The 13,903-nt window shown below is 63.3% G+C and carries 11 protein-coding genes; 5 read left to right on the top strand and 6 right to left on the bottom strand.

What is annotated here, in order from left to right:
• Window positions 1-11: 11 nt before the first annotated feature.
• The 4 genes from fdhF to NKH22_RS04615 all read right to left on the bottom strand — a co-directional run bounded on the left by fdhF (window position 12) and on the right by NKH22_RS04615 (window position 6,060).
• Window positions 12-2,924 (bottom strand): formate dehydrogenase subunit alpha, encoded by a 2,913-nt coding sequence (fdhF, locus tag NKH22_RS04630; protein WP_352909032.1) that lies wholly within the window; start codon window positions 2,922-2,924, stop codon window positions 12-14.
• Between the two features lie 10 nt (window positions 2,925-2,934).
• Window positions 2,935-4,491 carry a formate dehydrogenase beta subunit gene (locus NKH22_RS04625; RefSeq protein ID WP_023673426.1) on the bottom strand — a complete coding sequence of 519 codons (1,557 nt, stop codon included), beginning with the start codon at window positions 4,489-4,491 and terminating at the stop codon, window positions 2,935-2,937.
• The gene (locus NKH22_RS04620) at window positions 4,488-4,967 is read right to left on the bottom strand and encodes a formate dehydrogenase subunit gamma (RefSeq protein ID WP_023688791.1); all 480 of its coding nucleotides are present in this window, start codon (window positions 4,965-4,967) and stop codon (window positions 4,488-4,490) included. The genes NKH22_RS04625 and NKH22_RS04620 overlap by 4 nt, the downstream gene beginning before the upstream one ends.
• A gap of 193 nt (window positions 4,968-5,160) precedes the next feature.
• Window positions 5,161-6,060, bottom strand: a complete 900-nt coding sequence (locus NKH22_RS04615) for a LysR family transcriptional regulator (protein WP_023688790.1) — start codon at window positions 6,058-6,060, stop codon at window positions 5,161-5,163.
• A gap of 158 nt (window positions 6,061-6,218) precedes the next feature.
• On the opposite strand from NKH22_RS04615, the gene NKH22_RS04610 reads away from it, so the two are divergent.
• From NKH22_RS04610 to NKH22_RS04600, 3 genes are all read left to right on the top strand, one after another.
• A complete protein-coding gene (locus tag NKH22_RS04610) occupies window positions 6,219-6,860 on the top strand; it encodes a DUF47 domain-containing protein (RefSeq protein WP_023755757.1) in 642 nt (213 codons plus the stop codon).
• A 3-nt stretch (window positions 6,861-6,863) separates the two neighbouring features.
• On the top strand, window positions 6,864-7,868 hold the full coding sequence (locus NKH22_RS04605; protein ID WP_023703518.1) for an inorganic phosphate transporter: 1,005 nt from the start codon (window positions 6,864-6,866) through the stop codon (window positions 7,866-7,868).
• A gap of 77 nt (window positions 7,869-7,945) precedes the next feature.
• Window positions 7,946-9,136, top strand: a complete 1,191-nt coding sequence (locus NKH22_RS04600) for an Mrp/NBP35 family ATP-binding protein (protein WP_027049316.1) — start codon at window positions 7,946-7,948, stop codon at window positions 9,134-9,136.
• A 160-nt stretch (window positions 9,137-9,296) separates the two neighbouring features.
• On the opposite strand, the gene NKH22_RS04595 is transcribed toward NKH22_RS04600, so the two are convergent.
• The gene (locus NKH22_RS04595; protein ID WP_352671707.1) at window positions 9,297-9,755 is read right to left on the bottom strand and encodes an SRPBCC family protein; all 459 of its coding nucleotides are present in this window, start codon (window positions 9,753-9,755) and stop codon (window positions 9,297-9,299) included.
• A 143-nt stretch (window positions 9,756-9,898) separates the two neighbouring features.
• Here NKH22_RS04595 and NKH22_RS04590 point away from each other — a divergent pair, with 143 nt between their 5' ends.
• Both NKH22_RS04590 and NKH22_RS04585 read left to right on the top strand, forming a co-directional pair.
• The gene (locus NKH22_RS04590; RefSeq protein ID WP_023712598.1) at window positions 9,899-11,704 is read left to right on the top strand and encodes an IlvD/Edd family dehydratase; all 1,806 of its coding nucleotides are present in this window, start codon (window positions 9,899-9,901) and stop codon (window positions 11,702-11,704) included.
• 137 nt (window positions 11,705-11,841) lie between these two features.
• Window positions 11,842-12,240 carry a hypothetical protein gene (locus tag NKH22_RS04585; protein WP_352909030.1) on the top strand — a complete coding sequence of 133 codons (399 nt, stop codon included), beginning with the start codon at window positions 11,842-11,844 and terminating at the stop codon, window positions 12,238-12,240.
• Between the two features lie 17 nt (window positions 12,241-12,257).
• On the opposite strand, the gene NKH22_RS04580 is transcribed toward NKH22_RS04585, so the two are convergent.
• Entirely contained in the window at window positions 12,258-13,862 is a 1,605-nt protein-coding gene (locus NKH22_RS04580; RefSeq protein ID WP_023731380.1) for a trimethylamine methyltransferase family protein, read from the bottom strand.
• Window positions 13,863-13,903 lie beyond the last annotated feature (41 nt).

The following is a 13,903-nucleotide window of genomic DNA, read 5'->3' as shown; positions in this document are numbered from 1 at the left end:
GTCTACCCAGACTACTCCGCCGCCTGTAGCGGAGCGATGCGGCGGCTCTGCTCGGCCTGCTCGTTATAATCGCGCTGCCAGTCCGAAGGCCCGTTGGAGGCGCCGACCTGCACCGCGGTCACCTTGTACTCCGGGCAGTTGGTCGCCCAGTCCGAGAAGTCGGTGGTGATGACGTTGGCCTGCGTGTCGGGATGGTGGAACGTTGTGTAGACCACACCTGGCGACACCCGGTCGGTGATCAGCGCACGCAGCGTCGTCTCACCCGAACGGCTGGTCAGCCGCACCCAGTCGCCATCGCGCAGGCCGCGGTTCTCGGCATCGTGCGGATGGATCTCCAGCCGGTCCTCCGAGTGCCACATGACGTTTTCGGTGCGCCTTGTCTGTGCACCGACATTGTACTGGCTGAGGATGCGACCGGTGGTCAGCAGCAACGGGAAACGCGGCCCGGTCCGCTCGTCGGTCGCCACATATTCTGTGCGGATGAACTTGCCCTTGCCGCGCACGAAGCCGTCGATATGCATGATCGGCGTGCCGAGCGGCGCCTTCTCGTTGCAGGGCCATTGCACCGATCCGACACGGTCGAGCAGATCGAAAGAGACGCCGGCGAAGCTTGGCGTCGTTTTGGCGATCTCGTCCATGATTTCGGAGGGATGCTGGTAGTTCCAATCCAGCCCGATCGCGCGGGCAAGCTCCTGTGTCGCTTCCCAGTCGGCATAGCGCGCCTTCGGCTCCAGCACCTTGCGGACCATGTTGATGCGGCGCTCGGCATTGGTGAAGGTGCCGTCCTTTTCCAGGAAGGTCGAGCCCGGCAGGAAGACATGCGCGTAGTTAGCTGTCTCGTTGAGGAACAGGTCGTGCACGACGACGCATTCCATCGCCGCCAGGCCGGCCGCGACATGCTTGGTATCAGGGTCCGACTGCAGAATGTCCTCGCCCTGGATGTAGATGCCCTTGAACGAGCCGTCGACGGCGGCATCCAGCATGTTGGGGATGCGCAGGCCGGGTTCGTCGTCGAGCTTCACCCCCCAAAGGCTCTCATAGATGTCACGCACCGCCTCGCCCGAGATGTGGCGGTAGCCTGGCAGTTCGTGCGGGAATGAGCCCATGTCGCAGGAACCCTGCACGTTGTTCTGGCCGCGCAGCGGGTTCACGCCGACGCCGGGACGGCCGATATTGCCGGTCGCCATGGCAAGGTTGGCGATAGCCATAACCGTGGTCGAACCCTGGCTGTGTTCGGTGACGCCAAGGCCATAATAAATCGCGCCATTGCCGCCCTTGGCATAGAGGCGCGCAGCACCCCGGATCAGTTCGGGGTCGACGCCGGACAGCTTGCCCACGATTTCGGGGCTGTTTTCCGGCAAGGCGACGAAAGAAGCCCAATCCTGGAACTCCGCCCAGTCGCAGCGATCGCGGATGAAGGCTTCGTCGAAAAGCCCTTCGGTAACGATGACATGCGCCAGCGCCGTCAGCACCGCCACGTTGGTGCCGGGCTTCAGCGGTAGGTGATAGTCGGCCTCGATATGCGCTGACTTGACCATTTCGGTGCGGCGCGGATCGAGCACGATCAGCTTGGCGCCCTGGCGCAGCCGCTTTTTCAGCCGCGAGGCGAACACCGGGTGCGCGGAAGCCGGATTGGCGCCGATGATGACGGCGACATCGGTGAAGTCGACGGAATCGAAATCCTGCGTGCCGGCCGAGGTGCCATAGGTCTGGCCGAGGCCGTAGCCGGTCGGCGAGTGGCAGACGCGGGCGCAGGTGTCGACATTGTTGTTGCGGAAGCCTTGGCGCACAAGCTTCTGCACCAGATAGGTCTCTTCATTTGTGCATCGCGAGGACGTGATGCCGCCGATCGAGGTGCGGCCGTATTGATACTGGATACGGCGGAATTCCTTGGCCGTATGGGCGATGGCCTCTTCCCAACTCACTTCGCGCCAGGGATCGCTGACCTTTTCCCGGATCATAGGCGACAGGATGCGGTCCTTGTGGGTGGCATAGCCATAGGCGAAACGGCCCTTCACGCAGGAGTGGCCGTGGTTGGCCTTGCCGTCCTTGTAGGGCATCATGCGAATGACTTCGTCGTCCTTCACTTCGGCCTTGAACGAGCAGCCGACGCCGCAATAGGCGCAGGTGGTGACGGCGGAGCGCTCGGGCATGCCTTTCTCAAGCACGGTCTTTTCACGCAGCGCATCGGTCGGACAGGCCTGCACGCAGGCGCCGCAGGATACGCATTCGGAGGCGATGAAATCCTCGTGCATGCCGGCGACCATGCGCGATTCGAAACCGCGGCCCTCGATCGTCAGCGCGAAGGTGCCCTGCACCTCCTCGCAGGCCCGCACGCAGCGCGAGCAGACGATACATTGCGCCGGATCATAGGTGAAATATGGGTTGGACTCGTCGCGGGCGATGTAGTCGACCGCCAGCGAGCCATGGCCGGGCGCGACGCCGTTTTCCTGCTTGACGTGGTTGCGGCCCTCGATGCCGAAGCGGTTCTCGGTCAGGCCGACCGATTTCGCCACAACGTCGAACTCGCTGGCGCCGGTGCCGGCCTTCTCGTTCCAGCCGGTCGGGTGGTCGGAGACGTAAAGCTCCATGACACCGCGGCGGATGGCGTCGAGCCGCTCGGATTGCGTGCGCACCACCATGCCTTCGCCGACGGGGGTCGTGCAGGATGCCGGCGTGCCGCCGCGCCCGTCGATCTCGACCAGGCAGACGCGGCAGGAGCCGAACGAGTCCAGCATGTCCGTGGCGCAGAGTTTTGGGATCTCGACCCCGCCTTCCATCGCCGCGCGCATGATCGACGTACCCTCCGGCACGCTGATGCTGCGGCCGTCGACGATCAGCGTAACCTGCTTTTGCGCCTTCGATTCCGGGGTTCCGTAATCGAGTTCTTCGATGAGTGTCGGGAAGTCGGCCTTGATATTCATCTGCCAGCTCCTATTCAGCAGCCACGCGCGCCGGCGCGGGCTTGAAATCTTCGGGGAAATGGGTGATCGAGCTCATCACCGGATAGGGCGTGAAGCCGCCCAGCGCGCAGAGCGATCCGAACTTCATCGTGTTGCAGAGATCGGTGACCAGTGCCAGGTTCTTCTCCGGCTCGATGCCGGCGGCAAGCCGGTCGATGGTCTCCACCCCGCGTATCGAGCCGATGCGGCAGGGCGTGCACTTGCCGCAGCTTTCGATGGCGCAGAACTCCATGGCAAAGCGCGCCTGCTTCAGCATGTCGGCCGTGTCGTCGAACACGGTGATGCCGGCATGGCCGATCAGCCCGTCGCGCTTCGCGAACTCTTCGTAGTCGAACGGCGTGTCGAACAGGCCGCGCGGGAAATAGGCGCCGAGCGGACCGCCGACCTGCACCGCCTTCACCGGGCGACCTGTGGCCGTACCGCCGCCGATATCGTCGACGATCTCGCCCAGCGTCATGCCGAACGCCGCCTCGAACAGGCCGCCGAACTTGACGTTGCCGGCGATCTGTATCGGGATCGTGCCGCGCGAGCGGCCCATGCCGAAATCCTTGTAGAAGGCAGCACCCTTGTCCATGATGATGGGCACGGAGGCTAGGCTGATGACGTTGTTGATCACCGTCGGCTTGCCGAACAGACCCTGGATTGCCGGCAGCGGTGGCTTGGCGCGCACCACGCCGCGCTTGCCTTCAAGGCTGTTCAGCAGCGACGTTTCCTCGCCGCAGACATAGGCGCCGGCGCCGACGCGGATTTCCATGTCGAAGGCGTTGGGCGAACCCAGCACGCTGACGCCGAGCACGCCTGCCTTGCGGGCGACCTCGACAGCCTTGTTCATGACAGCCACCGCATGCGGATATTCCGAGCGGATATAGACGAACCCCTTGGTCGCGCCGGTGGCGATGCCGGCAATCGTCATGCCTTCGATGAGCACGAAGGGGTCGCCCTCCATAATCATGCGGTCGGCAAAGGTGGCGCTGTCGCCCTCGTCGGCATTGCAGACGATGTATTTGCGGTCAGATGTCGTATCGAGCACCGTCTTCCACTTGATGCCGGTCGGGAAGCCGGCGCCGCCTCGGCCGCGCAAGCCCGATTCCGTGACCTGTTTGACGATGTCGAGCGGCGCCATGGCCACCGCGTTCTGCAGGCCCTTGAGCCCGCCCAGTGACTTGTAGGCATCGAGCGATAGCGGGTCGTTGATGCCGCAACGCGCAAAGGTCAGGCGCGTCTGCTTGGCCAGGAACGGGATTTTGTCGGGCGCGCCCAGCCAGCGCTTGTGATGCCCGCCGGTGAGAAAGCCGCTGTCGAACAGGCTCTTGACGTCCGATGGCTTGACCGGCCCGTAAGCGACGCGGCCCTTTTCGGTCGCGACCTCGACCATCGGTTCGAGGAAATAGGCGCCGCGCGAGCCGTTGCGGACGATCTTGGCCTCGACGCCCCGTTCAGCCAGTTCCGCACGAACAGCCTTGGCGACCTTTTCGGCGCCGAGCGCCAGCGCGCCGGAGTCACCTGGAATGTAGATGCGCGGGATCATGAGCGTACCTCCCCGACGATCTCTTCGATCTTCTCGTCATCGAGCCGCCCGATCACCTCACCATCCAGCATCGCCGACGGTGAACAGGCGCACAGCCCGAGGCAATAGACAGGCTCAAGTGTAACCGATCCGTCGCGGGTGGTCTCATGGAAATCGATGCCCAACAACTGCTTGACCTTTGCGGCGATCGCATCCGAACCCATCGACTGGCAGGCTTCCGCCTGGCAGAGCTTGAGCACATGCCGGCCGGCCGGCCGGGCACGGAAATCATGATAGAAGGTCACAACGCCATGCACTTCGGCCCTCGACAGGTTCAGCCCATCGGCGATGACGGGCACGGCGTCCTGCGGCACGTGGCCAAATTCTTCCTGGATCTCGTGCAGGATCGGCAGCAGCGGGCCTTCGAGGCCCTTCAACTCCTGGATGATCGCCGCCGTGCGCGACTGTATCTCGGTACTTGCTGGCTGCATCGTCACGCAGCGCCCTCCCTATCGTAGCGATCGATGCATATATCGTCCAAAAGCATGAAGCGGTTTTGGAACAACGACATGCCTACGCCGCTTAATCGCTAAGTGCTTAAGAAATCAGAGAAAACCTCTGAAATCAATAAAGCGGTTTCGTTGCACGATAGAAAATTTCTATCGTGCCGATTGACCAGTTATGACTAGCTCAGCGATTGGCGCGGAAATCGTCTGCCAGCGCCATCGCCTCGTCCAGCAGCGCCTGCACCAGCGGCGTGTGCGGTTCGCGCGGCGCGGCGACCAGCCCGACCGTGTGGCTGGCATCCGGTTCGACGATCGGAATGGCCCGGATCGGCTCGGAAAAACCGAATGTTTCCGCCAGGTTGAGCGGCATGATCGACGACCATTTGCCTGTCCGTATGTGGGAGAACAGCACGATCATCGAGTTGGATTCCAGTGTCGGCCGCACCTGCACGCCGGCCTCGGCCAGATGCTGGTCGATGATGCGGCGGTTCTGCATGTCCGGCGTCAACAAGCAGAGCGGCAGCTGGCTGATTTCGGCCCATGTCACTTTGTCGCGATCCGAATAGGGATTTCCGACCGCCGTGATCAGCTGGTAGCGCTCGTCATAGAGCGGCACGCTGGTCACCCGTCCGAGAGGCTCGTTGTCGAGATAGGTGATGCCGGCATCGACGTCGAAATTGCCGAGCAGCGACAACACCTCGATCGAGGTGCGCGACAGGATAGAGAAGGTGACGCCCGGATGCTTCTCGCGAAATGGCGTCGTAAGCCGCGCCACCATGGCGAGGGCGGTTGGGATGGCGGCAATACGGATACGCCCGGACAGGCCATGTCGCGCCGCCCGCATCTCTTCGCGCATGGTCCTGGAATCGCCGACGATGCGACGCGCCCACACCAGCACCTGCTTGCCTTCCGGCGTCAGCCCCTGAAAGCGCGAACCGCGATTGACCAGCATGACGCCGAGCTGGCCCTCCAGCTGCTTGATCCCGGCCGACAAGGTCGGCTGCGTGACGCCGCACGCTTCCGCCGCCCGGCCGAAATGCTCCTCCTTGGCCAGCGCGATGAAGAATTCGAGCTTGTCGATCATACCATCCGTCCGTTCGTTGCGCGCAAGGTCGGGGAAATTGCCTTTCGCCGCAAGCTCTACCCGCAATTGGCCATGCATCCACATCTTTGGGCCGGCTGGCTGTTTCCCCCGGCCGAACACGGCGCTATGTGGTTGGATGGAATACGAGGAGATCGGACATGCTGGGCTGGTTCCGCAAGCTTTTGCCGCGCGAAGATCGCTTCTTCGACCTCTTTGAACGGCATTCCCGCACCGTGGTCGGCGGCGCCGAGGCGCTGGAGCAGCTCCTGCAGGGCAAGGACATCGATCGCTGGTGCCAGAAGATCATCGATCTCGAGGACGAGGCCGATCATATCACGGCCGAAGTCCTGCTGGCGGTGCGGCGTTCCTTCATCACGCCTTTCGATCGCGGCGACATCAAGGACCTGATCCAGTCGATGGATGACGCCATCGACATGATGCACAAGACCGTCAAGACGGTGAAGCTGTTCGAAAAGAAGGAATTCGACCCGCTGATGCAGGAGATGGGTGGCGTCATCGTTGCCGCCTCCAAGCTGGTTGCCGAAGCAATCCCGCTGCTCAGCAAGGTCGGCACGCACACGGTACGCCTCAACGCCATCGCCGAAGAGGTGATGCGCGTCGAAAGCCGCGCCGACGATCTGCATGAGCAGGGATTGAAGGACCTGTTCAAGCGGCATGGCCGCAGCGATCCGATGGCCTACCTGATCGGCTCGGAGATCTACGGCCAGCTGGAGAAGGTGGTCGACCGCTTTGAGGACGTCGCCAACGAGATCAGCGGCATCGTCATCGAGAACGTTTAGGCAATGGAAGCCACCATCGCCTTTCCCGTGCTGATCGGCCTTGTCGCCGTCGCGCTGTTTTTCGATTTTCTCAACGGCCTGCACGATGCAGCGAACTCCATCGCCACCATCGTCTCCACCCGCGTGCTGAGACCGCAATATGCGGTCCTGTGGGCGGCTTTCTTCAATTTCATCGCCTTCATGTTCTTCGGCCTTCACGTGGCTGAAACCGTGGGAAAAGGTATCGTCGACGTCAGCATCGTCACGCCGGCGGTGATCTTCTCGGCGCTCGTCGGCGCCATCGTCTGGAACATCGTCACCTGGATTGCCGGCATCCCGTCCAGCAGTTCGCATGCCCTGATCGGCGGGCTTGTCGGCGCCGGCGTTGCAAAGGCTGGGCCCGGCGCCATCGTCTGGACCGGGCTTGGCAAGACGGTCGCCGCAATCGTCGTGTCGCCGGCGACAGGGTTTGTTCTGGCGCTGGTCCTCATCCTGGCCGTTTCCTGGCTGTTCGTGCGCCAGACACCGTTCGCCGTCGACAGCACTTTCCGCGTCATGCAGTTCTTTTCGGCCTCGCTTTATTCGCTAGGGCACGGCGGCAACGACGCCCAGAAAACCATGGGCATCATCGCCGTGCTGCTCTATTCGCAAGGTATGCTCGGCGGGACGTTCTACGTGCCGCTGTGGGTCGTCCTCACCTGTCAGACAGCACTGGCGCTCGGCACTTTGTTCGGCGGCTGGCGCATCGTCCACACGATGGGCTCGAAGATCACCCGGTTGAACCCGATGCAGGGCTTCTGCGCCGAGACCGGCGGCGCCATCACCCTGTTTGCCGCCACCTGGCTTGGCGTCCCCGTGTCGACCACCCATACGATCACCGGGGCCATCATCGGTGTCGGCGCTGCCCGTCGCGTCTCGGCCGTGCGCTGGGGCATTGCCGGCAACATCGTCATCGCCTGGATCGTCACCTTGCCGGCCACGGCTGCAATTTCGGCGCTCACCTACCTTGCGGTTGGCCTGGCAGGGTGAGGCGGACACCGTGGTGCTTGGAGTCGCTGCCAATCTGCACTATCTGAGCCGCAGCCAAACGCCTTAGGGAATAATGCATGTCCGTCACCAAGGAAATCGTCACCGAGCGTCTGAAGACGGTCAACGGGCCGGACTTCACCGGCAACATCGTCGACCTCGGCATGGTTTCGGAGATTTTCATCGCCGATTCGAAAGTGTTTTTCTCGATCACCGTTCCCGCCGCCCGCGCACAGGAGATGGAGCCGCTGCGCGCTGCAGCCGAGCGTGTCGTCAAGGCGATCCCTGGTGTCGCCGGCGCCGTCGTCGCGCTGACGGCGGAGAAGAAGGGCGGCGGCATGGAGGCTCCGGTTGCGTCGCGCCCCGCGCCCAGGCCGGCACCGACGGCCGCGCCCGCCGCGCCGCGCCCAGCTCCACACTCTCCAGCCCCGCACGCCCCGGCCTCGCAAAGCTCGGGCAAGCGCGGCGTGCCCGGCATCGAGGCGATCATCGCGGTGGCGTCCGGCAAGGGCGGCGTCGGCAAGTCGACCACCGCTGTCAACATCGCGCTTGGCCTCGCCGCCAACGGTTTGCGTGTCGGCGTGCTCGATGCCGATATTTATGGCCCGTCCATGCCCAGGCTGCTCAACATCCATGGCCGGCCGCAGACCGTCGACGGCAAGATCCTGAAACCGATGGAGAATTACGGCCTTAAGGTGATGTCGATGGGCTTCCTCGTCGACGAGGAGACGCCGATGATCTGGCGCGGTCCGATGGTGATGTCGGCGCTGACGCAGATGCTGCGCGAGGTCGAATGGGGCCGCCTCGACGTGCTCGTCGTCGACATGCCGCCCGGCACCGGCGACGCCCAGCTGACCATGGCCCAGCAGGTGCCGCTGGCCGGCGCCGTCATCGTCTCGACGCCGCAGGACCTGGCGCTGATCGACGCCCGCAAAGGATTGAATATGTTCAAGAAGGTCGACGTGCCGCTGCTCGGCATCGTGGAGAACATGAGCTATTTCATAGCCCCCGATACCGGCAAGCGCTACGACATCTTTGGCCATGGCGGGGCGCGGCGCGAGGCCGAGCGACTCGGCGTGACCTTCCTCGGCGAAGTGCCGCTGGAAATGGGCATTCGCGAAAGTTCTGATGAAGGTGCTCCGGTGGTGGCGTCGAAGCCAGACAGCGCCGAGGCGAAGATCTATCGCGGCATTGCTTCGAAGGTCTGGGACCGGGTCAACGAAGAACGCGGCGCGGCCGAAGCGGCGGTGCCGAACATCGTGTTCGAGTAGCTCGGATATCCCTTCCCCTTGAGGGGAGGGTGGCCCGAAGGGCCGGGTGGGGTCCGCGGTGACACGCTCGACGCTATTTCTTTACAAGTCGAGGCAGCTCAACTCACGTTGAGGCAGCTGAGGCGACCCCACCCGCCTCGCTTCACGAGGCACCCTCCCCTCAAGGGGGAGGGGAGCCCACCTTCTCGCCAAAGCTTGAAAAGAACTGCCCGGCCAGCTTCTTCGAAGTCGATTCGATCAGCCGGCTGCCGAGTTGGGCGATCTTGCCGCCGACTTCGGCCTTGGCCGCGTATTTGAGGACCGTCGCATCCGGCCCGTCCGCCGTCAGCGTCACGTCGGCGCCACCCTTCGCGAAGCCGGCAATACCGCCCTTGCCCTCGCCCTGGATGGTGTAGGAGTGCGGCGGCTTCAGGTTCTTCAACGTCACCTCGCCGTTGAATGCCGCCTTGATCGGTCCGATCTTCAACACCACCGTCGCCGCCATTTCGGTCGGCGATTTCATCTCCAGGTGCTGGCAGCCGGGAATGGTCGCCTGCAAAACCTTCGGATCGTTCAGCGCGTCCCACACTTTCTGCAGGGGGGCGGCAATGCGTTCCTCGCCTTCGATCACCAAAGCCATCGACACCTCCCGGACAGACTTCGAAGGCCTAACGCACGGTCTGGTCTGTGTCTATCGCACCAAAGTCCGGTTGCGACGGTGCGCCCTCTTGCCTGCTTCCGCGCGTTGCCATATCGATTTGTCTTACAAATACGGAGACCATGATGGCAGGCGCCCCCACCGGAAAGAAGAAATTTCGCTCGCAGGAGTGGTTCGACAATCCCGACAATCCAGGCATGACCGCGCTCTACCTCGAGCGCTACCTGAACTACGGCCTGACGCGGGCCGAGTTGATGTCGGGCAAGCCGCTGATCGGCATCGCCCAGACCGGCTCGGATCTGTCGCCATGCAACCGCCATCATATCGAACTCGCCAAGCGCGTGCGCGAAGGCATCGTCTCGATGGGCGGCATCCCCTTCGAATTCCCGTGCCATCCGATCCAGGAGACCGGCAAGCGCCCGACCGCGGCACTGGACCGCAACCTTGCCTATCTCGGCCTGGTCGAAGTGCTTTACGGCTATCCGCTCGACGGCGTCGTACTGACCATCGGCTGCGACAAAACCACGCCGGCGCTGCTGATGGCGGCGGCCACCGTCAATATTCCGGCCATAGCACTTTCGGTCGGACCGATGCTCAATGGCTGGCACAAAGGCAAGCGCACGGGATCCGGCACCATCGTCTGGGAATCGCGCCAGCGGCTCTCCGCCGGCGAGATCGACTATGACGAGTTCATGGACATCGTCGCCTCATCGGCGCCGTCGACCGGCTATTGCAACACCATGGGCACCGCCACCACGATGAACTCGCTGGCCGAGGCGCTCGGCATGCAATTGCCGGGTTCGGCCGCCATTCCCGCACCCTACCGCGAGCGCGGCCAGATCTCCTATGAGACCGGCAAGCGCATCGTCGAGATGGTGCATGAGGATCTGAAGCCGTCCGACATCATGACGCGCAAGGCCTTCGAGAACGCCATTGTCGTCAATTCGGCGATTGGTGGCTCGACCAATGCGCCGATCCACCTCAACGCGATTGCCCGTCATCTCGGCGTGCCGCTCACCAATGACGACTGGCAGACGGTCGGCCTCCATGTGCCGCTCATCGTCAATCTGCAGCCATCGGGCGAATATCTCGGCGAAGACTATCACCATGCCGGCGGCGTGCCGGCTGTGGTGGCCGAGTTGATGAAGGCCAAGCTGCTGCCTTATCCCGAAGCGATGACCGTCAATGGCAAGACTATCGGTGACAATTGCAAGGGTGTCGCCAACGAGAACACCGACGTCATCCGCACCGTCGCCGAGCCGCTGAAGGCCAATGCCGGCTTCATCAATCTCAGCGGCAATCTGTTCGATTCCGCAATCATGAAGATGAGCGGCATCTCGCCGGAATTCCGCGAGCGCTATCTCTCCAACCCGAACGACCCGGAAGCCTTCGAAGGCAACGCCATGGTCTTTGACGGGCCGGAGGACTACCACGCCCGCATCGACGATCCGGCGCAAGGCATCGACGAGCACACCATCCTGTTCATGCGCGGCGCCGGCCCGATCGGCTATCCCGGTGGCGCCGAGGTCGTCAACATGCAGCCGCCCGCTTATCTCATCAAGAAGGGCATTCACGCGCTGGCCTGCATCGGCGATGGCCGCCAGTCGGGCACATCGGGCTCGCCCTCTATCCTCAACGCTTCCCCGGAAGCCGCCATTGGCGGCGGCCTGGCGCTGCTCAAGACCGGCGACCGTGTGCGCATCGACTTACGCAAAGGCACTGCCAACATCCTCGTCACCGACGAGGAAATCACGCGCCGCCGTGCCGAACTGCAGGACGATGGCGGCTACCACTATCCCAAGCACCAAACGCCATGGCAGGAAATCCAGCGCTCCATGGTCGACCAGTTCTCGGAGGGCATGGTGCTGAAGCCGGCGGTGAAATACCAGGACGTCGCGCACACCAGCGGCGTGCCGAGGGACAACCACTGAGCGTTGCAAGTTTGGTGAAATCGAAGGCGGCTTGCCATCGGGCAGGCCGCCTTTCATGGCAACGCTCTTGTATCGATTGGGCCAAGTCTACAGATACGTCGTGTCGATAGGTCCTGCACAAGGGATAACACCCATCAATGACGAAGCGGCGCTCTTCCCTCGGTTTCCTCGGCATGTTCGGCCGCTCGGGTGATTTGCGGGAACTGGACAACGCGCTGCGCGGCGCCGATCTTCATCCGGCGCTTGTTCCCGAGGGGGTAAAGCTCACCATCGTCAATTTGATGAAGGATCATTGGCCGGACGAGCCGCCGCCCGACGCCTACCGGTCCGTGGCGCAGCTGTTCGGCTTTTGCATCGCGGGCCCACAAACCTTCGAGCAGGCCAATGGGCCGGAGCGGCGGCTGGAGGCTGAGCGCCGCATGGAGGCTGCGCTTGAAACCGGCGACAGCCTGGATGCCCAGATCGTGTTGATGGCGCTGCATGGCAAGCTGATCAGCGCCGAAGTCGTCGAGCGCTTTGGGCTAAGTGCGGACTGACCTTCGTAAGGTGAAGCTTACCCGCCCATGCCGCTGCGTGGCAGCTTGATCATCTCGCCGAAGCGGGCACGCAATTTGTCGTCGAGCAGCTTCGGCACATGGCGCGGGAAGCGCTCGGCCAGCACGCGCTTCTTTTCGATGATCGCCCGCTGCAAGATGTCGGGCCGGCCCTTCTCGTTCCATTCCTTGGGCGAAAAGCGGTCGCCGACGGCAGGATAGAAATACTCCGTCTGCATCAGGCGCAGCGTCTGCTCATTGCCGAGATAGTGGCCTGGGCCATTCATGCAGACTTCGGTGATGGTGTCGATCGACAGCGCTTCGTCGGTCACTTCGATGCCCCGCACGCAGCGCAGGCAGTGGCCCAGCATGTCATTGTCTATGATCAGGCTCTCCAGGCAAAAGCCGAGCAGCGAGGCGTGCATGCCCGCCGATTCATAGACCAGATTGAGGCCGGCAAGGCCGGCCATCACATCGGTGATCCCCTTTTCATAGCCGGACTGGATGTCGGGCAGTTTCGAATCCGTCATGCCGGCGGCCGAACCGCCCGGCAGATCGTAGAACTGCGCCATCTGCGCACAGGCCGAAGTCAGTACTGCCTGCTCGGCCGAGCCGCCCGACATCGCACCGGTCCTGAGGTCGGAGACGAACGGCCATGTGCCGAAGATCGCCGGATGCCCCGGCTTGATGGCGTTTACATAGATGAGGCCGACCAGCACTTCCGCCACCGCTTGCACCACAGCGCCGGCAATCGCCGCGGGAGCGGTGGCGCCGGCCTGGCCGGCCGATAAAAGCAGGATCGGAATGCCGCCTTCGACGCAGGCTTCGAGCACGCCGCAGGCGTCCTCGGCAAACTTCATCGGCGGTACGACGAAGCAGTTGGAGTTCGACACGAACGGCCGGGCGCGGAAATTCTCCTCGCCGCCGGCGATCGCATAAAGCATGTCCAGCGCCGGCTGCACGTTCTCGCGCACCGTGAACGAGGTGCCGACATGCTTCGACGTCCCCATCACGCAGGCGTAGAGCGTGTTGAAGTCCATTTCGAGCGGATCGGGAATGTCGCGCGGCACCATCGGCCGCTGGAAGAAATGGATGTTGTCGAGCCCTTCGACGAGGCGGGCGGCATCGTAAATGTCCTGCACCAGCGACTCGCGGTATTCGCGCTTTTCGACATCGACCAGATGCACCGCCGCACCCGCCGTGCCGTAATGCACGCGCTTGCCCTGGATCAGCATGTCATGCCTGGGGTCCTGGCCGTGCAGCGTAAAATTTCGCGCGGCTCGTCTGATCGTGTCCATCACAAGCCCACGTGGGAAACGGACGCGGCCGTCGTCGCCGTAAACGGCGCCGACCCCGGTCAGAGCCTCGATGCAGGAGGGAATGGCATTGGCGAAGCCGACGGTCTCCAGTAGCGTCAGCACCGCTTCATGGATGCGCTCCTGTTCGTTCTGGTTGAGCGGCCCGTAGCTGCCGCCTTCGAGGCCGGCGCGCACCGGCCGGATATCGTCGGCAAGCGGTGCGGCCCGCATGGCGCGGCGCGCTTCGCGCCCGCCGGATCGGCGCGAACGCTGGTCGGCTGATGCATCCTTAGGAGCCGCATCCTGCTTCTCAACAGCCACTGACATGGGGGGGCACTCCACCTTTAGTTTGCGAAACACGACGCGAT

This window comes from Mesorhizobium sp. M1252, assembly GCF_040318265.1.
Lineage (GTDB): Bacteria > Pseudomonadota > Alphaproteobacteria > Rhizobiales > Rhizobiaceae > Mesorhizobium.
The sequence above is the reverse complement of the archived record's forward strand: the minus strand, read 5'-3'. Positions and strand labels throughout refer to the sequence as shown.

Coding starts and splice junctions, on each gene's coding strand:
- NKH22_RS04590 (WP_023712598.1), top strand. CDS start 9,899: ATGGCAGGCGCCCCCACCGGAAAGAAGAAATTTCGCTCGCAGGAGTGG.
- fdhF (WP_352909032.1), bottom strand. CDS start 2,924: ATGAATATCAAGGCCGACTTCCCGACACTCATCGAAGAACTCGATTAC.
- NKH22_RS04615 (WP_023688790.1), bottom strand. CDS start 6,060: ATGATCGACAAGCTCGAATTCTTCATCGCGCTGGCCAAGGAGGAGCAT.
- NKH22_RS04585 (WP_352909030.1), top strand. CDS start 11,842: ATGACGAAGCGGCGCTCTTCCCTCGGTTTCCTCGGCATGTTCGGCCGC.
- NKH22_RS04600 (WP_027049316.1), top strand. CDS start 7,946: ATGTCCGTCACCAAGGAAATCGTCACCGAGCGTCTGAAGACGGTCAAC.
- NKH22_RS04625 (WP_023673426.1), bottom strand. CDS start 4,491: ATGATCCCGCGCATCTACATTCCAGGTGACTCCGGCGCGCTGGCGCTC.
- NKH22_RS04605 (WP_023703518.1), top strand. CDS start 6,864: ATGGAAGCCACCATCGCCTTTCCCGTGCTGATCGGCCTTGTCGCCGTC.
- NKH22_RS04610 (WP_023755757.1), top strand. CDS start 6,219: ATGCTGGGCTGGTTCCGCAAGCTTTTGCCGCGCGAAGATCGCTTCTTC.
- NKH22_RS04580 (WP_023731380.1), bottom strand. CDS start 13,862: ATGTCAGTGGCTGTTGAGAAGCAGGATGCGGCTCCTAAGGATGCATCA.
- NKH22_RS04595 (WP_352671707.1), bottom strand. CDS start 9,755: ATGGCTTTGGTGATCGAAGGCGAGGAACGCATTGCCGCCCCCCTGCAG.